The organism is Pantoea sp. BJFS-204, from assembly GCF_049310725.1.
Taxonomy (GTDB): Bacteria; Pseudomonadota; Gammaproteobacteria; order Enterobacterales; family Enterobacteriaceae; genus Pantoea; species Pantoea agglomerans.
In genome coordinates this window covers 108,946-129,727 of sequence record NZ_JBMOWE010000009.1, presented here as the reverse complement: position 1 = coordinate 129,727, position 20,782 = coordinate 108,946, and the positions used below count along the sequence as shown (strand labels likewise).

Annotated in this window: 16 protein-coding genes; 9 read left to right on the top strand and 7 right to left on the bottom strand. The window is 54.1% G+C overall.

Going from position 1 to position 20,782, the window contains the following annotated elements; all coding sequences use genetic code 11:
- The first annotated feature begins 423 nt into the window (after window positions 1-423).
- From ACO6VX_RS20380 to ACO6VX_RS20370, 3 genes are read left to right on the top strand one after another with little or no spacing between them, the layout of a single operon-like run.
- The gene (locus tag ACO6VX_RS20380) at window positions 424-1,512 is read left to right on the top strand and encodes an efflux RND transporter periplasmic adaptor subunit (RefSeq protein ID WP_422431340.1); all 1,089 of its coding nucleotides are present in this window, start codon (window positions 424-426) and stop codon (window positions 1,510-1,512) included.
- Entirely contained in the window at window positions 1,512-4,574 is a 3,063-nt protein-coding gene (locus tag ACO6VX_RS20375; protein WP_010246798.1) for an efflux RND transporter permease subunit, read from the top strand. The genes ACO6VX_RS20380 and ACO6VX_RS20375 overlap by 1 nt, the downstream gene beginning before the upstream one ends.
- Window positions 4,567-5,532, top strand: a complete 966-nt coding sequence (locus ACO6VX_RS20370; RefSeq protein ID WP_010670598.1) for an acyltransferase family protein — start codon at window positions 4,567-4,569, stop codon at window positions 5,530-5,532. The genes ACO6VX_RS20375 and ACO6VX_RS20370 overlap by 8 nt, the downstream gene beginning before the upstream one ends.
- Here the strand turns inward: ACO6VX_RS20370 and ACO6VX_RS20365 are convergent.
- From ACO6VX_RS20365 to ACO6VX_RS20350, 4 genes are all read right to left on the bottom strand, one after another.
- Complete coding sequence (locus ACO6VX_RS20365; RefSeq protein ID WP_187515272.1) at window positions 5,518-6,210, bottom strand: DJ-1/PfpI family protein; 693 nt, start codon at window positions 6,208-6,210, stop codon at window positions 5,518-5,520. The genes ACO6VX_RS20370 and ACO6VX_RS20365 overlap by 15 nt on opposite strands.
- Window positions 6,211-6,266: 56 nt before the next feature.
- On the bottom strand, window positions 6,267-7,169 hold the full coding sequence (locus tag ACO6VX_RS20360; protein WP_422431343.1) for an alpha/beta hydrolase: 903 nt from the start codon (window positions 7,167-7,169) through the stop codon (window positions 6,267-6,269).
- 107 nt (window positions 7,170-7,276) lie between these two features.
- A complete protein-coding gene (locus ACO6VX_RS20355; protein ID WP_010246806.1) occupies window positions 7,277-7,600 on the bottom strand; it encodes an AzlD domain-containing protein in 324 nt (107 codons plus the stop codon).
- Complete coding sequence (locus tag ACO6VX_RS20350; protein ID WP_010246808.1) at window positions 7,597-8,265, bottom strand: AzlC family ABC transporter permease; 669 nt, start codon at window positions 8,263-8,265, stop codon at window positions 7,597-7,599. Before ACO6VX_RS20350 ends, ACO6VX_RS20355 begins: the two co-directional genes overlap by 4 nt.
- Before the next feature lie 111 nt (window positions 8,266-8,376).
- On the opposite strand from ACO6VX_RS20350, the gene ACO6VX_RS20345 reads away from it, so the two are divergent.
- Complete coding sequence (locus ACO6VX_RS20345; RefSeq protein WP_010246810.1) at window positions 8,377-8,925, top strand: helix-turn-helix domain-containing protein; 549 nt, start codon at window positions 8,377-8,379, stop codon at window positions 8,923-8,925.
- Here the strand turns inward: ACO6VX_RS20345 and ACO6VX_RS20340 are convergent, their stop codons facing one another.
- Window positions 8,926-9,264, bottom strand: a complete 339-nt coding sequence (locus ACO6VX_RS20340) for an ASCH domain-containing protein (RefSeq protein ID WP_340278964.1) — start codon at window positions 9,262-9,264, stop codon at window positions 8,926-8,928.
- Between the two features lie 119 nt (window positions 9,265-9,383).
- Here ACO6VX_RS20340 and zigA point away from each other — a divergent pair, with 119 nt between their 5' ends.
- Window positions 9,384-10,613 (top strand): zinc metallochaperone GTPase ZigA, encoded by a 1,230-nt coding sequence (zigA, locus tag ACO6VX_RS20335; protein WP_010246814.1) that lies wholly within the window; start codon window positions 9,384-9,386, stop codon window positions 10,611-10,613.
- A gap of 92 nt (window positions 10,614-10,705) precedes the next feature.
- The gene (locus ACO6VX_RS20330) at window positions 10,706-11,884 is read left to right on the top strand and encodes an NAD(P)/FAD-dependent oxidoreductase (protein WP_033768734.1); all 1,179 of its coding nucleotides are present in this window, start codon (window positions 10,706-10,708) and stop codon (window positions 11,882-11,884) included.
- A gap of 3 nt (window positions 11,885-11,887) precedes the next feature.
- On the opposite strand, the gene ACO6VX_RS20325 is transcribed toward ACO6VX_RS20330, so the two are convergent.
- A complete protein-coding gene (locus ACO6VX_RS20325; RefSeq protein WP_045139966.1) occupies window positions 11,888-13,258 on the bottom strand; it encodes an aldehyde dehydrogenase family protein in 1,371 nt (456 codons plus the stop codon).
- Window positions 13,259-13,717: 459 nt separating this feature from the next.
- On the opposite strand from ACO6VX_RS20325, the gene ACO6VX_RS20320 reads away from it, so the two are divergent.
- From ACO6VX_RS20320 to ACO6VX_RS20310, 3 genes are all read left to right on the top strand, one after another.
- A complete protein-coding gene (locus ACO6VX_RS20320) occupies window positions 13,718-14,647 on the top strand; it encodes a RepB family plasmid replication initiator protein (protein ID WP_010246820.1) in 930 nt (309 codons plus the stop codon).
- Between the two features lie 1,799 nt (window positions 14,648-16,446).
- Window positions 16,447-17,646, top strand: a complete 1,200-nt coding sequence (locus ACO6VX_RS20315; protein ID WP_010246822.1) for an AAA family ATPase — start codon at window positions 16,447-16,449, stop codon at window positions 17,644-17,646.
- A 7-nt stretch (window positions 17,647-17,653) separates the two neighbouring features.
- On the top strand, window positions 17,654-18,625 hold the full coding sequence (locus ACO6VX_RS20310; RefSeq protein WP_404562778.1) for a ParB family protein: 972 nt from the start codon (window positions 17,654-17,656) through the stop codon (window positions 18,623-18,625).
- A 1,145-nt stretch (window positions 18,626-19,770) separates the two neighbouring features.
- On the opposite strand, the gene ACO6VX_RS20305 is transcribed toward ACO6VX_RS20310, so the two are convergent.
- Window positions 19,771-20,781, bottom strand: coding sequence for a transketolase family protein (locus ACO6VX_RS20305; protein WP_163641084.1), 1,011 nt, complete (start codon window positions 20,779-20,781; stop codon window positions 19,771-19,773).
- Window position 20,782 lies beyond the last annotated feature (1 nt).

The following is a 20,782-nucleotide window of genomic DNA, read 5'->3' as shown; positions in this document are numbered from 1 at the left end:
ATCATATTTACGTAAGAAACGTCTGACGAATAACATAAAATGGCTAAATTAAATCTAACCTATATTATGAGAATGACAACGTTGTTTTTGTTTAGCTAAGGTTTAAGTATGCTGATGCAGTGTGCATCGGTTTATACTCTGGCTCGCAAAAGGAAACTCTGATGAAAAAACAGAGCATTATCATGCTTTGCGGTTTCGTTATTCTCGCGGTCGCCGCAACGACTCTGGTGGGCTTACTGACCTGGCTGGTGGTCTCTCAGATGGCGGCGTAAGCCGATTCAGGCGAAGCGGCCCTGCCGCTTCGTTAAACTTATATGACGAAGATTAAAAATAAGTTTATCCCGGTCGCGATAAGCATCAGGGTTTATTACGCCTTAATGCTTATCAAACCGCAGTTTAAAAGCTGATGTTAAGGCGAAGAAAATGATTAAACGCAAGGTTATCCTCATTTTGCTCTGTTGTTTTTTTATGACAGCGTGCGATGAAAAAAAAGAACCGGATGCTCCCCCGCCCCGCGTAATTAAAGTTTTCACCCTTGAGTCGGACATCGCTCAAAATATCCGGGTATTTCCTGCGCGTATTCAGGCGGGTGATAATACCGATCTTGCGTTTAAACGGGCAGGCCAGCTGGTAAAGCTTGATATTCGTGACGGAACGCCCGTGAAAGCGGGACAGCTTCTCGCTACTCTGAATGATGCAGATGCGAAACTACGGGTACGCGACCGCCAGACTGCACTGCAACTGGCGGAGCGACAATTTCAGCGCTTCAATACGCTGGCCCAGCGCAGCGCCGTTTCAAAGTCTGAAATGGATGTGCAGCGTGCTAATCGCGATGCCGCCGCGACTGCGCTGAAAATCGCACAGGAGGAGTTACAGTTTCTTAGCCTTCGCGCGCCGTTTGATGGCGTGATTGCAAGGGTACAGGCGCGTAATCATCAGGTCGTGGCCGCCGGACAGCCCATTGCGCTGCTGACCCGTGCCGATCTGCTAGACGTCATCTTTACGCTGCCCGAAACCCTCTTCACCAGCCTCGATATCCAGAATATTGACTATCAGCCTGAGGTGCAGTTGAACGCCCTGCCAGGCCGCTTTTTCACCGCACAATACAAAGAGCATACCAGCCAGACGGATGCCGCCACGCTGACCTATCAGGTGGTGCTGACCATGCCGCGTCCGGCTGATCTCCCTGGCGTTGCCGGCCTCAGCGGATCGGTGCGCGTCAGGCTGCATAACCTGCCAAATGCCCCTGCCCAGCCGCGTCTGGTCGTGCCTGCGGCGGCGGTGTTCAATCCCGATCGCAGCCCCACCAATCAACCGCACGTCTGGCTGGTTGAGCAGGATGGCGAGGCGCTGCGCATCAAAGATCGACCTGTCGAAGTGGGCCGTCTCACCGCCCAGGGCATAGAAATCATCAGCGGGCTGAAGCCGGGCGACCGTATCGTTGCCGCCGGTGTGGGTGAGTTGCGTGACGGTGAAGCGGTGCGCATCTGGCAGCGCGAGCGGGGTTTATAATGCGTATTCAGGAGCATTTTCTTGATAAACCCATTCGCATCTGGATGGTCATTCTGCTGCTGGGCGTGGGCGGCATCTATGCGCTGCTCAACATTGGCCGCCTCGAAGATCCGCTGTTTACCATTAAGTCGGCGGTAATTGTCACCCACTATCCCGGCGCGTCCGCACAGCAGGTTGAAGAGGAGGTAACGCTGCCGCTGGAGAATGCGCTGCAGCGCCTGCCGTCGCTGGACAATGTCACGTCCATTTCTGGCAATGGCCTGTCGCAGATTACCGTTAATATTCATACCCGCTATCTGGCCGATCAGCTGCCGCAAATCTGGGATGAGTTACGTCGTCGGGTCGGCGATGCGGCCCGGCAGTTCCCGCCTGGCGTTCAGGCCCCGCTGGTTAACGATGATTTCGGCGATGTTTATGGCTACTTCTTCGTCATTCACGGTAAAGACTTTACCAACAGCGAACTGCGCAACTACGCCGATCAGCTGCGGCGCGATCTGGTGCTGGTGCCGGGTGTGGCTAAAGTTGCGGTAGCGGGCGTCGAGCAGGAGGAGATCCGCATCGCTCTCTCCGCCAGCAAAATGACCGCCTATGGTATGACGCCGCAGCGCGTCGCCGATCTGCTGAGCCGGAATAACAGCGTTGCCAGTGCCGGAACGCTGAGGGTCGACAGCGAATCGATCCGTTTTCATCCCACCGGCGAACTGCAGACGCTTGACGATCTGGCTAATCTGCCGATTCTGCCCGCTGGCAACCCACAGAACGTGCATCTGCGCGATATCGCCACCCTGACGCGTGGCGTTACCGACAATCCCGCCAATATCTACTTTGCAGACGGTGAAGCGGCTCTGGCTATCGGCATTTCGTTCGCGCCCGGCGTCAATGTGATTGATGTTGGCGACGCGCTTTCCGCCCGAATGGCGCACTATCAGCAGGATACGCCCGCCGGTATCAGCCTGAAGGTGTTCTATAACCAGGCCCATGAGGTGAAACAGTCGGTTGATGGCTTTATCCTCAATTTCCTGATGGCGCTGGCGATTGTGGTGGGAACGCTGCTGCTGTTTATGGGCCTGCGCAGCGGCATGGTGATTGCCGCCTCGCTGGCGCTTAACGTGCTTGGCACACTCCTGATCATGTACCTGTTTAAACTTGAGCTGCAGCGGGTGTCGCTGGGCGCGCTGATTATTTCGCTTAGCATGCTGGTGGACAATGCCATTGTGGTGGTCGAAGGGGTCAAAATCGATCATCAGCGCGGGCACCCTTTACAGCAGGCCATTGCCCGCATGGTGCGGCGCACTGCCCTGCCGCTGCTGGGTGCCACGGTGATTGCAATTCTCGCCTTTGCACCGATTGGCCTGTCGCAGGATTCGACCGGCGAATATTGTAAATCACTGTTCCAGGTGCTGCTGATTTCACTGATGCTGAGCTGGGTCACGGCGCTGACCTTAACGCCGGTATTTATCAACTGGAGTGAGAAGCGCCGCAGCACGGCTCAGCCTGAGCAAACTGAACCCTCCACGCCTTATCAGGGCATCGTATTCCGGCTCTATCGTCAGGCGCTGGGCGGCCTGCTGCGTTTCCGCCTGACCACGCTGACGGTAATGGTGGCACTGCTGGCTCTGTCGCTGTATGGCTTTACCATGGTGAAGCAGAACTTTTTCCCTTCCTCCAGCACGCCAGTCTTTTTCACCGATCTCTGGCTGCCCTATGGCACCGATATTCATTACACCGCGAATACGGCGGCGGATATTGCCCGGTTCATTAATCAGGATCCTGAGGTCGCAGCCACGGTCACGACGGTGGGCCAGGGCGCTCTGCGCTTTACCCTGACCTATGACGCGGCACGGCAGTACAGCAACTTCGCCCAGATTATGGTGCGGGTTAAGGATGGCCGACAGCTTGATGCGCTGGCGCTGAAAACCGAGGCCTATATTGAGCAGAACTTCCCACAGGTGAATCAGCGCATCAAACGTATCCAGTTTGGCAGCGCCAGTGACAGCGCCATTGCCCTGCGGGTGATCGGCCCCGATCCCGAAGTGCTGCGCCACATCGGCAGCCAGCTGGATGCCATTTTCCTGGCGGATGGCTCAACGTTTCCGGTGCGCAATGACTGGCAGGAGCGCAGCAAAGTGATCCGCCCGGTCTATTCGGCGCTGCGTGGTCAGGAACTGGGTATCGATAAACGTGACATCGATCAGGCGCTGAGAATGAATTTCAGCGGTGACGCGGTGGGCATTTTCCGTGACGGTTCGCGGCTGATGCCGGTGATGCTCTATCCGGCTGATGAAGAGCGGCAGAGTGTCGATCACATCGAGAATATTCAGCTGTGGAGTGCGGCCCTGCAGCACTTTGTCCCCCTGAGCAATGTGATTTCTGACTTCCGGCTGGAGTGGGAGAATCCGCTGATTATGCGCCGCGATCGTACGCGCGTGCTGACGGTGCAGACCGATCCCGATCCCGCTTCAGGGTTAACCTCCGCACAAGTGGTGGCGCGGGTTCAGCCACAGATCGATCAGCTTAAACTCCCGGCGGGCTACCGGCTTGAATGGGGAGGTGAGCTGGAGAGTTCACGTGAAGCGCAAAGCGGGCTGCTGAGTTCGCTGCCGGTGGGATTCCTGGCGATGTTCATCATTACCGTGCTGATGTTTAACTCGCTGCGCGACGCCGTCGCTATCTGGATTACCGTGCCGCTGGCGCTGATTGGCGTCACCTGTGGCTTTTTGTTCACCGGTATTCCGTTTGGCTTTATGGCGCTGATTGGGCTGCTGAGCCTGTCGGGCATGCTGATCCGTAACGGGATCGTGCTGATTGAGGAGATCAGGCTGTTCCGGCAGGAGAAATCGCTGCAGCTGGCGATTATTGATGCGGCGACCTCACGTCTGCGTCCTATTCTGCTGACCGCCTTCACCACGGTGCTTGGCCTGCTGCCGCTGCTGCGCGACGTCTTTTTCCAGAGCATGGCGGTGGTCATTATTTTTGGCCTCGGGTTCGCGACAGTATTGACCCTGCTGGTGCTGCCGGTCATCTATCGTTGCTTCCATGGTCGGGAGGCGCACGGTGAATAAGAGCGGACTGGCAATGCTGAAGACGCTGGCCTGTATCACCGCCGTCTCGTTTTTCACGCTTTACCAGAGCTACGACAGCTACCATTACGACATTAATCTGACGCTGAACGTGCTGAGTTTTGTTTCGACGATCGCCACGCCGCTCTATTTTCTGCTCAGCGGCTATATCGACGCCGGTGAGCTGCATACACCCGCGTGGCAGCTCGGCAAAATTCGCCGTATTCTGCTGATTTTTATCTTCTGGTTCAGCTTTTTCTGGTTTGCCGGGATGCATCATAAGGGCTATCTGATTCAGCCGTGGTTTGTAATTGCGTTGATTGTGATTTATGTGTCGCATCCGCTGATTGACAGACTCATTCAGCGGCCTGGGCTGATGGCATCGGGGATTTTACTGCTGCTGGTGTTAGCTTTTGCCTATGACCTGCTCGCCAGCCTCTACCCGGGCCAGCGGGCCTTTTCGCTGCTGCCGCAATACCGAATCTGGACCTGGGTGCTCTACTACCTCACAGGTCGGCTGATGGCCGCGCCGCGCGTGATGCAGTTGCTGACATCACCCAGAGTGATAAAGATCAGCCTGCTGCTGCTGCCCGCGGTTTATCTCTTTACCTGGCTGTATGAGCGTCATTACTTTCTTGCGCGCTTTCTGGCGACCCATAACGATGTGGTGCTGACGGGCTCGCAGGTTTATCTGCTGGTGGTGCTGATTGTGATCAGCATTAACGCCATTCGCCTGCCGGAAAAAGTCCAGTGGCTGACGCCGTTTCTGACGACCCTGGGGAAGACCATGACCGGCGTCTATATCCTGCACTATCTGATTTTTGGCCTGCTGGCGGCGGCAATCCGCATCCAGACGCTGGGCGATAAACTGCTGGTCATCGCCCTGACGTTAATCTTCTCAATGGCGCTGTCACTGCTGCTGTTGCGCATCCCCGGTGTCAGTAAGCTAATCAGCCTGTAGTCGCAGGGCGGCTCGTTTGGTTGCCGCACGGCGAGTGGCAAGAAACTCAGCCATTTTCGCCCGCGCCTGCTCCACTTCCTGTGGCGATGCGGTATGCGGCGAACCGCTGGTAAACGGCGGTTCAGGATCATATTCCATCTGCAGCTGAACCGCTTTCGCCACCGCGTCACCCGCAATTTCTGCCACCAGCGTCAGGGCAAAATCGATGCCAGAAGTCACGCCTGCGCCGCTGATACGATTGCGGTCGCGCACCACCCGCTCACTGACCGGCTCCGCGCCCAGCAGTGCCAGCTGATCGATGGAGCTCCAGTGCGAGGTAGCACGATATCCCTTTAGCAATCCGGCGGCCCCCAGCACCAGCGAACCGGTACAGACCGACGTAACCCACTTCGCCTGTTCGGCCTGCTGGCGAAGGAAATTCAGCGTGACGTCATCCGACATCAGGGCGATCTGTCCCGGCCCGCCAGGCACACAGATCACATCCAGTGGCGGGCAATCTGCAAACGTAGTAGTCGGCAATATCGACAGGCCGCGATCGGAACGCACCGGCTGGCGATCTTTCCAGATGAGATGGCATTCGACACCAGGCGTGCGCGCAAACACCTCCCACGGGCCGGTTAAGTCGAGCTGAGTGACATCAGGGAACAGTAAAAGACCAATCTGTAGCGGACGATTCATGCGTGAACTCCGGGCAGGTGATGAAACGCCATCATGCCGCGATGCCCGGTCAGATATCAATCCCGGCTACCGGAAACTATTTCCAGCGTATCCACCAGCGATGAGGGTAATATCTGGCCGTGACTCTGACCGGGATAACGCGTCAGAATCAGTCTGGCACCGCTCGGGCGCAGGATGTCGATAAGCGCACGCTCTTCCTGCTGAAGATCGTCAGAGTGGCCGGTTCGGCGTTCGGTGATGCCATCGCCCTCCATCAGATAGAGCGACAGATGTTTAAGCGGTCCGGCGTCGGCGCGTCGGGCCAGGGTAAGAATGCGCTGATGATTCCAGCTCAGCGAGGGAGCGGCCGTAAAATAATGGCTGAACCAGGCGGCATGAAAGAAGGTATCCAGCACGAACAGTCCGCCGTAGGAGTGACCCCAGAGCGCACGCCGCTGCGTATTACTGGGCGCAAGGCGTTCTGCCCACGGGACAATTGTGTTCAGCAGCAGCTGACGAAACTGATGGCTGCCTCCGCCTTTGCGGCCATGAGGCTGAGTGACCAGAGTATCAGGCGCATCATTGGGTGGGGTGTAGTCGTAATTACGCGCCACCACATCAAAGGGCAAATGGGTGTCGTAACCCACCGCGACCAGCACTGGCGGCGTGCCGCTGCTCAGCTTTTTAAGCAGAGGTTCTGTCAAATGTGCCATCGCCGCATTGCCATCCAGTAGCCAGAGCACCGGATAGCCGCCTGGCGGCGCATCGCTTTTGGGGATAGCAAGCCACACCCGATAGTGCCGTTCCCCATCCTGTGAGACAAACTTTTTACTCTGGAAGCGATACCAGGCGGAACCTGTGTCGGCGATGTTCTTGCCCAGCGGACGCATATCGGGTCGGGCAATGGCCGGAACGGCGGTTAAACCGGCTGTCATCACGGTCAGCAGCATCAGGAGGAAACAGGTACGGATAGTGTTCATTCAGCAATCCCTGCAAGGTTATCGGGCTAATCACGCCTGAGAGAGTGCCATCCTGACAAATTTTCACCGCGATAACATCCCCGCTTTTGCCGGGGTTAATGACATCCTCAGGGCACGCCGAGAAAACGCAACAGCGCCGTCATCGCCGCCGCCCCCAGAATAATCATAATCAGCGGCGCACGACGCCACGCCAGCAACAGGGCAAAGCCCACGCCCGCCACCCGTGCCACACCGGCAAAATGCTGGCCTTCAAACAGCGTGGTGGTGGCCGCTACCGCCAGCAGCAATATCGTGGCGGCGTCGGAGAGCATCTGCTGGGTGCGCTCGCTGATCGGAAGACGGTTTCCCAGCCTGACGCCTGCAAACCGCATCAGATAGGTTCCGGCAGCCAGCAGGGCAATCCCGGCGATAATCATTCCCTGATGTGTCATTTGCGCGATCTCCATGTCAGCAGGCCCAGCAGTGAAAACAGCACCGGCATGCCCGCCGGAACCAGTGGCGTCGCCAGCAAGGAGAGCAGCGCGCCGACGGTCGCGGGGATCCGGGTGCGTCGCTGGCGCAGCGCCGGGAAGATCAGAGCAATCAGGATTGCCGGAAACACCGCATCCAGTCCGATCACCGAGACATCAGGAATAAACTGCCCGATTGCTGCCCCGATCATGACGCTGACCGGCCATATCAAGCCGATACCGATACCGCACAGCCAGTAAGCACTGCGGCGCTGCGCCAGTTGCGGCTGAGAGATCCCAAACACCACACTTTCATCGTTCATGATGTGACAGCCCAGCCAGCCTGACGGACCCTGCCCCACCAGATCCTTGACCGCGATGCCAAACGGCAAATGACGTGCGTTTACCAGCAGGCCCGCTGCGGCGGCGGTAAATGGACTGCCGCCACCGGCCACAATGCCGATAAACAGGAACTCCGACGCCCCCGCCAGCACCAGCGTTGAGAGCGCCAGCGGCACCCAGAGCGGAAACCCGTCGGCCGACGCCAGCGAGCCATAGGATAATCCAACAATTCCATCAGCCAGGCAGACCAGAAAAATCGCTTTGATAACCCCTTTGTCCAGCAACTGCATTTGCGGAAAAAGCATCACTCTGTCTCATAATGAACATATAATCCGATATAATGAACACCGCGAAAGCGTTTTACAAGATGAACGTTATGTTCGATATAAAAAACATTCAGGTTATCAGGAGTGCGTTTGAATACCCCTATCAGCATTATTGCCAATGCCTTAGTACGTGAACGTCAGCGAGCCGGTCTTTCACTGGCTGAAGTGGCGCGCCGCGCAGGGATCGCCAAATCTACGCTGTCACAGCTGGAAGCGGGTAATGGCAATCCGGGCATTGAAACCCTGTGGTCGCTTTGCGTAACGCTGAACATTCCATTTTCACGTCTGCTGGAGCCGGATGCGCGTCGTCTGCAGGTGATTCGGCGTGGAGAGGGCCTGACGGTTACCGCCGATCTTGCCGATTATCAGGCCGTTTTGCTGGCCTCCTGCCCGCCCGGCGTTCGGCGTGATATCTATCTGCTGGAAGTTCAGCCCGGCAGCGAACGCATTTCCCAGCCCCATATCCCCAATACCATTGAGCATATTATTATCGCTAAAGGGCGTGCGCTGGTGGGCCCGGTCGACAGTGCGGTGGAGCTGGATGTGGGGGATTACATTACCTATCCGGGCGATGAGCTGCATATCTTTCGGGCGCTGGAAGCCGATACGATGGCGCTGCTGGTGATTGAGCACAGCTGATCACTGTTTAGTGAGCTTCTGCAGGGTTCCTGCGGGCGTGAGGTGAGTGATTAGCTGCACCTCACTGCTCAGCCTGATCTCCGGATAGTGCTCGCGCATCCCTTCCAGCAGCACCTCATCAGGCCATTCCTCCTGTTTCCCCAGCGTCGCGGCGACTTCGCTTAAGCGCAGCGTGTCGACCTGCGTCACCCACACGATTACCGCGTCCGTTTCATCGTGCTGATTCACCAGTCTCAGCGGACCCATGGTGATATCGCCCTCCTGCCAGCGAATCGTCGAGGTTTTCTCTCCGGACCTGACGGCTGGCATCAGACGCGGGACAAGCGTGAGTTGTTGCATTTCCACTCCCTTTTAAACGCTCATTGGTACCCACAACAAAAACACAAATCAGGATTGAAAACAAACACACTAATGTTATGTTATAACGTATCTATAATCCCGTTCTTACAGGTAACATCATGACACTCTCTGCTCTGACATCCGACGATCCCCGTCTGCCGGTTGCCGTTCTCTCCGGCTTTCTCGGTGCCGGTAAAACTACCCTGCTTAATCATATTCTGAACAACCGCGAAGGACGGCGGATCGCGGTGATCGTCAATGATATGTCTGAAATTAATATTGACGCTGCGCTGGTGCGCGATGGCGGTGCGCAGCTCTCCCGCACCGATGAAAAGCTGGTCGAAATGAGTAACGGCTGCATCTGCTGCACGTTGCGTGAAGATCTGCTGCTGGAGGTAAAACGTCTGGCTCAGGCCGGGCGTTTCGATCACCTGGTGATTGAGTCTACCGGCATTTCTGAACCGCTGCCGGTTGCCGAAACCTTTACGTTTGAAGATGAAGCGGGTGAAAGTCTGTCAGCCTATGCCCGGCTGGACAGTATGATCACCGTAGTCGATGGCTTTAACTTCCTGCGCGATTATCGCTCAGCCGATGATCTGCAGTCACGTGGCGAATCGCTGGGCGCGCAGGATGAGCGCTCAGTGGTTGATCTGCTGGTGGATCAGATTGAGTTTTGTGATTTGCTGGTGCTGAACAAAACGGACCTGCTCAGCCCGGCGCAGCTGCACCAGTTGAAGGGCATGCTGCAGGCGCTTAATCCGCACGCGCTTATTGTGAACAGTGAGTTTGGGCAGGTTCCGCTGGACTGCCTGCTAAATACCGGCCGGTTTGATTTTGACCGGGCAGCGCAGGCACCCGGCTGGCTGCAGACCCTGCGCGGTGAGCATCAGCCGGAATCGGAGGAGTATGGCATTCGTAACTTTGTCTATCGCGCCCGTCGTCCGTTCCATCCGCAGCGTTTCTGGCATGCAGTAAACCACCAGCTTGACGGCGTTATCCGCTCTAAAGGCTACTTCTGGCTGGCCAGTCGACCGGAATATGCCGCGATGTGGTCGCAGGCGGGCGCGGTGGCACGTCAGGGTTATGCCGGGCGCTGGTGGGTCAGCGTGCCGCGAACTGAATGGCCACAGGATGCGGATTCGCTCAACTTTATCGCTGAACAGTGGCAGGAAGGTACCGGCGATGCGCGCCAGGAACTGGTCTTTATCGGCATTGAGATGGACGAGAAGAGCGTCCGTGCCGCGCTGGATCATGCGCTGCTGACACCACAGGAGATGGCTGCGGGGCCTGAACAGTGGATCACCCTGGCCGATCCGGTGCCCGCATGGTTCGATGAAACCACCGCCTGACGCTGCGGTTGACGTACTTCTTTGACTTCGCAATAGTAAACGAACCGGCGGGTAGCAGTTTTCCACTAATCCCTGTTCAGGAGAGACCAGATATGCCACAACGTATTGCCGTAATCGGTGCAGGCGTGCTGGGTTTAGCCGTCGCGCAGTCATTGTCGCGACGGGGCGCACAGGTCACCGTCTTCGATAAAAACTATCCTGGCAGCGGAACCAGTCAGATCAGCTATGCCTGGGTCAATGCCAACGGCAAAGAACCCACCAGCTACCATGATCTTAATGCCCATGCGATAGACGAGCACAAGCGCTGGCAGGCAAGCCATCCTGCATCACCCCGATGGCTGCTGGAAACCGGCACGCTGGAGTGGGCGGCCGATGAATCATCCCTGCGCCAGCTGGCGCAGCGCGCAGCAAAGCTTACGACGCTCGATTACCCCGTAGAGAAACGTAGCCGCGCCGCACTTCTGGGTGCAATGCCCGAGTTGCGGCTTGATCCCCGCGTTCAGCACGCCTGGTCTTTCCCGTCGGAGTGTCTGCTTTATCCGAGCCTGTTTATCGCCTCTCTGCTGGCAGAGCTGCGTACCAGTGGCGGGCAGCTGGTCTGCAACAATGAAGTGACGACGCTCACTGAATCGGCGCAGGATGTCCATCTTACGCTGGCCAGTGGGGATGAATGGCGCGGCGATCAGCTGGTACTGGCGACCGGCCGCTGGGCACCGGAACTGATAAGTCAGTGCGGGCTTGAACTGGCGATGACCGATGCGAATCGAGCCGATCCTGTTGCCTGCAGTTTTCTGGCGCAGACCCAGCCTCTGCCGATCCCACTTAAATGCAATCTGATTACCCCGGAACTGAATGTGCGGCCGGATGGCGGTGGCCGTCTGATGCTGCAGGCGCTGGATCTGGATCAGCACGCCGATCCGGCGCGGCCGGTCTCGCCGGATGGACTGATTGGCAAAGAGATGCTGCGTCGATTGCGGCGGCTGTTTAAAAACACGGAAGGCGCGAGAATTGAGCGGATTGAAACAGGACAGCGGTCGCGTCCGGCAGATGGCTTGCCGGCATTAGGCTACATCAGCGAGTCAGCACGCGTTTATCTGATGATCAGCCATAGCGGCATGACACTTGCCCCATTGCTGGGCAGGCTGGTGGCTGAGGAGATGCTGAGCGGCACAGGCTCACCAATGCTGAGTGCGTTTGCACCGCATCGGTTACTGCGTCCGCTCAGTGCGGTCGCTAAAACAGCGCCCGCTTATCTTCCGTCGGCACAGTAAACACTAGCGACGATTCTTCCACACGGTCTGCACGTTACAGAATTCGTGCACACCAAAGTGCGACAGCTCACGGCCGTAGCCGCTTTTCTTCACACCACCAATGGTAACGCGCGGATCGGACGCGCCGTTGCCATTAATAAACACAGCACCGACTTCCAGCTGCAGCGCCAGACGATCGGCAATCTCTTCATTACCGCTCCAGACGGTGGCGCTGAGGCCAAATTCGCTGTCGTTGGCGATCTCCAGCGCATGTTGTGGATCCCTTGCGACCGCAATAGCGGCTACCGGGCCAAACAGCTCCTGCCTGAACGCGGTCATGTCGCTGGTGACATCAGCGAGAATGGTCGGCGCGTAGTAGTTACCCTGCCCTGCCACTTTCTCGCCGCCCAGTACCAGACGTGCACCTTCACGCAGCGTGGCCTTTACCTGTCCATCCAGTTCGTCACGCAGATCGGCGCGTGCCATCGGGCCCAGGAAGGTATTTTCATCCAGCGGATCGCCCATGGTGAGTGCCTGGACCGCGGCAGTGAAGCGTTTTTCAAATTCTTCAGCGATCGGAGCTTCCACAATAAAGCGTTTGGCAGCCATACAAACCTGCCCGGTATTCTGGAAACGTCCAATAACGGCTGATTTAACCGCTTCATCAAGATCGGCATCCGCCAGCACGATAAAGGGATCGGATCCACCCAGCTCCAGCACGGTTTTCTTAAGTGCTGCGCCCGCCTGTGCAGCGATCGCGGCGCCAGCCCGGACACTTCCGGTAACGGCAACGGCGGCAATGCGGTCATCTTTGATGGCTACGGAGACACCATCGTTGTCAACGTTGATCAGGTTAAAGCCGCCAGCAGGCAGATCGGTTGCCCTGAACAGCTCAGCCATCAGTGTGGCGCTTCCCATGACGTTAGGCGCGTGTTTGAGCAGATAGGTGTTGCCTGCCAGCAACATACTCACTGCGCCCCGCAGAACCTGCCACAAGGGGAAATTCCATGGCATTACAGCCAGGATCACCCCGATGGGACGGAATCGCTGCCACGCATCGGCAATCTGAGTGGGCTGATCGGCCAGTATTGCAGGGCCATGTTCCGCATACCAGTCGCATAAGTTAGCGCATTTCAGAACTTCAGCGCGTGCCTGTGCAATGGGTTTACCCATCTCCAGGGTGATCATGCGGGAAAGATCCTGCTCACGCAGACGGATCTGTTCGCCAAGCTGACGCAATACGCGAACGCGGTCCGTCATGGTGCTCTGTTTCCATGCAGCAAAAGCAGATGCGCTTTCAGTCAGTGTCTGTTCCAGCTCTGCACTATTCTGCAAAGGATAGCGTGCCAGAATTTCACCAGTTGTGGGGTTACGTGATAGGGCATGTTCAGTCATGGTGCCGTATTCCTCATTCTGTCAGTGATGGAGAGACGATACGCGCTGTAGTTGATGATGAAAAATGAATAATAGTGAGGAAGTTGTTTATCGATTGAGAATGAATGCGGCTATGACCGATTAGTCGGTCAGGCAGTGGGCAGATTGCGGGCCAGTTTTTGCTGGTGGTCAACACGTCTGAAAATGATGTCACGCCTTAAGTTTTCCACTTATACAGTGACCAGATCCTAATAAACGATCCTTAATAGATCATATAGAGATCCTAAGAGATCCCCGATCGTCGCAGGCCGCATCCCACAAGGGCTGAAAGGGTGATCGCGTTCACTATAATCAGTAAAGTGTTCACTGTAATCAGTACTTTATTCACTGTACCAGGTAGAATGTTCACTGTAAACAGTGCTAATGTTCACTGTAGTCAGAAAACGATCCCTTTCATCCACAGAATGAAGATCTTACGCCATGGCAGATAAAGACAACGAAAACAAAGCGTTACTTGAACCTTTTCTGTCAGTGACAAAAAACAGCGGTGAAGTTATTCAGCTTCATCCCAACAAGAATAATACCGTTCAGCCTGTCGCTTTAATGCGTCTTGGGCTGTTCGTGCCGACGCTGAAATCTACTGCACGCGGTAAATCCGGTGCGATGGCATCAACGGATGCGACGAAAGAGCTGAAGAATCTGACGCTGGTGAAAGCGGAAGGCTACGAAAAGATTACCATTACCGGCGCGCGGCTGGATATGGATAACGATTTCAAAACCTGGGCGGGTATTATTCAATCGTTTTCCCGCTATCCGACCAAAGGCGATACTGTCACGCTGCCGTTTATCGACTTTGTTAAGATGTGTGGCATTCCCTCTGCCAACTCTTCAGCCGCCCTGCGCAAGCGTCTTGATGCCTCTCTGCGCCGTATCGCGACCAATACGCTCTCTTTTGAAGGTAACGGCAAGGCCTATCACACCCACCTTGTTCAGTCTGCTTATTACGATCGCGAAAAAGATATTGTGCGCATCCAGGCCGACCCCAAGCTGTTCGAACTCTATAACTTCGACCACAAGGTCCTGCTTCAGCTCCGTGCAATATCCCGTCTGAAGCGTAAAGAGTCTGCGCAGGCGCTTTACACCTTCCTGGAAAGCCTGCCAACCAATCCGGCGCCTATCTCGCTTGCACGCCTGCGTATGCGCCTGAACCTCGGCTCTAAGACCACCACGCAGAACCATGTCGTGCGGCGCGCGATGGAGCAGCTGAAAGAGATCGGTTATCTGGATTACTCAGAAGTGAAGCGTGGCCGCTCAGTCTTTTTTATTATCCACAGCCGTACGCCTAAGCTTGATGGCATCAGTAATCTTGAGAGCATCGATTCGCTGGATGAGATCGAGTTTGATGATTAACCCCTCACGTTCACTGTAATCAGTATTCCTGCGTGGCAGTGTCACTTTCTGCGTCACCGGTGACATTGCGCCATCCACTCTTCATTCACTGTAATCAGTACTCCCCAGGGATTCACTGTGATCAGTAACGTTCACTGTAATCAGTAACCGGGCCGCCGTGCAAATGTGTGTTCAGACCCTACCCCCCTTCAATGCGCCTGATAACAAGGGCTTATAAGTAAGTTAGTACTTACTCTCATATTGGTTAGCACTCACTAATACCGTGTTTACTGATTACAGTGAATGCCCTGACTTCGGTTGGCTAAGCCTCTCTCTGCTGATTACAGTGAATCCTTTTTACTGACTACAGTGAATGCCTTTGCTCTGCCCTGTTCTCAAAGAGCATTACCGGCTGGCCAGCAAATCAGGGTTGGATGCGGTTTACCATGAGGGGTCTGCTCAGCGTGATTCACATGATGCGTATGACCTGAATGACACACGTAACCAGAGAGAGCAGCGTGACACTGTTACTGATTACAGTGAATGTTTGCTGATGGGCACTACCCTCGCCTCACCATTGAATCTCTTTAACGGCTTTCCGAATCGCTACTGATTACAGTGAACGTTGTTGCCAGATGTCCGGTCTGAAGCGAGTCATAACTGCCATGGCGGGATGCTAATCTTGTACTGATTACAGTGAACGTTCTGCTGATTACAGTGAATGTTTGCTGCGGTGTACCTGAAGGCATCGTGCATTCTACTGATTACAGTGAACGTTAAAGTGAACCTGCTGACGGCATTGCTGATGTATACGATACGGGGCTGGTGCATGACTGGCTGAAGGGCGACAGAAGAAGCCGTTGCTCGCATGGCCTGAGTCTTTAACGACCACTCGGCACACACTGATGCAGAACGGAATCGCCTCTGTGTTCTTACTGCTATCTACTGACTCATATTACGACCCTGTCGGCACGCGCTGATGCAGAACAGAATCGCTTCTGTCTACTTACTGCTAACCAGGAACTACTGACTACAGTGAATGTTTGCGCGGTTGTTCTCCTTCTAATCCCTCTTCTGTTTGTGATGTTACTGACTATAGTGAATGTTTACTGCTTTCTGGATTTACTGATTACAGTGAACGTTTATGGGCTTTACGCTTCTGTATCGCAGACCAGAGTCGGTTATGACGTTGCCGGTGTATATTCCCTCTCCAGATTCCGATGCTTTTATCATCCGCTGAGGATTTTTCAACCCATCCTTACTGACTACAGTGAACGTTTACTCTGCCCTGCTCCCTCTTCTGGCTCCTGATCGGCAAGTTTACTGATTACAGTGAACGTTGCTCTTCACAGAGCTGAACACGTAAAACGCTACTGACTATAGTGAATGTTGAAGTGATGCAGTGGCAAAGGTCAGCACAGCAACCTGCAGTCACTGCCTGAAATCCATTTATCAATGTATCCATCGCTCTTTCGCCTGCTCCATAACGTCACCGAAAGAGACACAAGCTTTACTGACTACAGTGAACGTTTAATCTCAAGGTTCGTCTTCTGTGTTCTCCCCTTTCCCGCTCAATGTACCCGGTTTGGCTGATGATTTTTTAAACCTGTTTGCTCACTACAGTGAATGTTCTACTGATTACAGTGAATGCTTACCGCAATTAACCTGCAAAATATATTCGGCCAGACGAAATAATGTGATGAAACTCACCAAAACCCGTGTGGTTACATAAAAACGGAGATGATGTTGAGAAGATAATTTATTGCCTCACGTGCAGGATTTCTGTATAAAGTCATAAATCCTACATGTTTGGAGCAACTATGGCTAATGATGACAAGCAGGTGATGAAGGTTGCGCAGCGTTCAGAACGCATGCTGCTAAGCCTCACCGAGCAAATTCAGGCGCAAAAGCAGGAACTGCATGAAAATACCTACTATCAGGTCTATGCCAAAGCGGCGCTGGCAAAGTTGCCCAAACTGACCCGAGCCAGTGTGGATTACGCAGTCAATGAGATGGAAGAGAGCGGTTATCAATTTGATAAACGTGCGGCCGGTTCTTCCGTTAAATATGCTATGTCGATTCAGAATATTATCGATATCTATCATCATCGTGGCGTGCCGAAGTATCGCGATCGCCATAGTGACGCTTACACCCTGTTTGTCGGTAATCTGAAGGGCGGCGTCTCCAAAACGGTTTCAACCGTCTCGCTGGCACATGCGCTACGTGCACATCCACATCTGCTTTTTGAAGATTTGCGCATCCTGGTTATCGACCTTGATCCGCAGTCCTCAGCAACCATGTTTCTGAACCACGAGCGCTCCGTCGGGCTGGTGGAAGCGACTGCGGCTCAGGCAATGCTGCAGAATGTCTCACGAGATGAGCTGGTCAACGAGTTTATCGTTCCGTCGATCATTCCGGGTGTGGATGTGCTGCCTGCATCGATTGATGACGCCTTTATCGCCTCAAGCTGGGATCAGCTTTGTGCTGAGCATCTTCCGCAACAGAACGTTCACGCCGTGTTGTATGACAACGTTATTGCCAAACTGAAAAAAGATTATGACTTTATCTTTATCGATAGCGGCCCGCATCTTGATGCTTTCCTGAAGAATGCGATTGCAGCGTCTGATCTTCTGATGACTCCAGTGCCACCGGCTCAGGTAGACTTTCACTCGACACTAAAATACCTGACACGTCTTCCGGAACTGATTGCGATTATCGAAGACTCCGGCGCGACCTGTCGGCTGCAGGGCAATATTGGCTTCATGTCTAAACTCTCCAATAAAGCAGACCACAAACTCTGTCATAGCCTGGCAAAAGAGATTTTTGGTGGCGACATGCTTGATGCTGCCCTTCCCCGCCTTGATGGTTTCGAACGTTGTGGCGAATCCTTTGATACGGTTATCTCCGCCAATCCTTCGACCTACGTCGGCAGCAGCGAAGCGTTGAAGAATGCACGATCCGCCGCAGAAGACTTTGCTAAAGCCGTCTTCGACCGTATCGAATTTATTCGCCTGAACTGAGGTTTGTATGAGCGCAAAAAGAATTACGATTGGCAGAACCTTCAGCCAGACTCCACTGGAAAATGACACGCCAGACAGCCAGCACAACCAGACATTCGTTCTGGCAACGGGCAAGCGCGCCCTGTTTCGTTTTGAACGCATTGCCGCCAGCGACGTTGAAAGCAAAACGTTCGTCACAATGGAAACCAACGGTCGCGATCAGGCAGGCCTGACACCTGATTCGCTGCGCGACATTATCCGGACCATTAAGCTGCAGCAGTTCTTTCCCGCTATTGGCGTGATGCGCGATGACCGCATCGAAATCCTGGATGGCTCACGTCGTCGTGCAGCCGCACTCTACTGCAAAACCGGCCTGGACGTGCTGATCACTGACGCGGCCATCACCGCTGATGAAGCCCGCCGACTGGCGCAGGATATTCAGACGGCACGGGAACACAATCTGCGCGAAGTGGGTATGCGTCTGTTAACACTTAAAGATGGCGGTTTGTCGCAGAAGGAGATTGCTGAAAATCAGGGTTTGTCCCAGGCGAAAGTGACGCGTGCCCTGCAGGCCGCCAGCGTTCCGTCAGATTTGATCTCACTTTTTCCTAATCACGCTGAGCTGACCTATCCCGACTATAAAGCGTTGTTACAGGCTGCTGACAAGTTGAGTGAGTCCGGGCAAAACGTTGAAGCTCTGATCAAATCCATTTCAAGGGAAATTGATGTGGTCTGTGCCCGTGAAGGTCTGGCCGAGGACGAGCTTAAAAATCATATCCTGCGTCTGATTCGACAGGGTAGCCAGACTCTGATCAAAGAACCGGAGAAAGATAAAACTCAGGCGACTGCGCTCTGGTCTTTTGCGGATAAAGATCGCTTCGCCCGCAAAAAGGTACGCGGACGGATGTTCAGTTATGAATTTAACCGGCAGTCGAAAGAGTTGCAGGAAGAGCTGGATAAAGTTATTGCGGAGACCCTGAAAAAATATCTCAACCGTTAACGTATATGCACTCAAATCAGCCAGCGATAAACGCTGGCTTTTTTTTCGATTTTTGTAGCGAGTCGTCGTTAAAAGAGATGGCGGACACCCAAATTTCAGGCTGAAATCGCCAGATTTTTAAGTGTGAATTCCTGCTTAAGATATTGAAATATAATAAATTGCTTTATTATCTCTTGCTGAAAAACTGCATGAAATCGCCACTTCGCTGAACTCTTTCGCCAGATACCCAGGCCCCTTCCAAACCGCACAGATCACTATAAACAGAGATAACGTTTTTCGTCTGATGCTATCGTTGATGAATCTCATCGCCGTCAGCGCGCATCCGACGGTCAGAATATTGCAAGTAATGATTTTCCGGGACTGGTTCATTAGTGACCAATCAACCCCCACTGAACCTCAGTAACAGCGTACCGGCTTCACACACTCCGCTAAACCCTCTGCCTGGCCTTTCTCCAAACATTAGCCCGCCAGCGATATTTCGTGATTAACTGTTTGTTTTTAATATAAAAGATTCAAGAATTTCAGCCTGAAATCGCCATGCCTGCAGTTAAACGCTCCCTCGTTTCAGGCCTGAGGGCGAACGGATAAGATCAGAAAAGAGGCGTATCTTAAGAGCAGTAAAGTCCTGAACAGAGAGTGAAAAAAGATACTCAGAAACTATCCCTCACTTATCCACAGAAAAAGTGGATAACTTTTTCTGCGCGATAAAATTTTTTTTGAAGAGGTGAGATACAAGATGCAGCTTTGGCAGGGAACTCCATTAAAACCTGATCAGCGCGAAAAGATTGTCACAGTCTGCTCATGACGGAAAGGTAGTTGCATGGCACCAGATTCACTGTATTAGGTAAAGCAGATGAAATCGACAGCTTACGGTCGAAGAGCTCCTATCGGCCTACCTGATAAAAGGCGATGGCTCACTGAACTGCTGTTTACAGTGAATTGCGAGAAATAACGTCTGTATGGCATTGAACCGGGTTATCAGTGGCTGTTATCGGCATACAGCGTAGTTGCTGATGCGCAGAGAGTGCTGACCACTGCAATCAGTAATCAGACCGATGTGAAGTGACGTAATGCAATGATGATCTTCCACGGCAGCAGCGAACCTATGCAGAAGAAAACCGGGCCAGGCCCGGTTTTGATATGAATCAGGCTTCAAGCCAGGCGGTGATTTGCTTAACCATGGCATCCGTTGAGATGCCATAACGGTCATGCAGCGTCGGTAGTGCGCCTGCTGCAAGGAAAGCATCCGGCAGCGCAATTTGTTTAAAGCGCGGTGTCACATGGTTTCGCATTAATAGGCCGGCAATAGCTTCGCCTAAGCCACCGGTTATCGAATGATTTTCAGCGGTGATAACCAGCTGGTTATGATGCAGTGCTACTCCCGCCTCACGCAGGATGGTCTCTTCATCCAGAGGCTTAATCATGGGTGAGTGAACCACACCGACCTCAATCCCCTGCTTCTCCAGCGCTTCAGCGGCCTCAAGCGCCCGCATGGTCATCAATCCGCTGCTGATAATAACGGCATGCTTACCGCCGCGCAGGTGCTGAGCCTTACCGTGCTGATAGCGATAGTCATATTTATCCAGCACCAGCGGAACCTTACCGCGCAGCAGGCGCAAATAGACCGGACCCTGATGTTCAGCGATAGCCGGTATCACCTGGCTAATCTCCAGTGCATCGCAGGGATCGATGATAGTCAGGTTCGGCATGCCACGGAAGATTGCCAGGTCATCAGTCGCCTGATGACTCGGTCCATAACCGGTGGTCAGGCCCGGCAGTGCGCAGGCGATTTTAACGTTCAGATTCTCTTCGGCAATGGCCATGCAGATAAAATCATAAGCGCGGCGGGAAGCAAAGACGGCATAAGTGGTGACAAAAGGCATAAAGCCTTCACGCGCCATACCTGCTGCGGCGCTCATCAGTAACTGTTCCGCCATGCCCATCTGATAAAAGCGTTTCGGAAAAGCCTCTGCGAACAGGTGCAGATCGGTATATTTACTTAAATCAGCCGTCAGACCGACCACATCTGAGCGCTGCTCTGCCAGAGAGACCAGGGCATGTCCAAAAGGAGCTGAAACCGTGGGCTGGCCTTCAGCGGCGATCGAGGCGATCATGGCGGAAGTGGTCAGACGTTTTTTTTGCGGTTGTGAACTCATC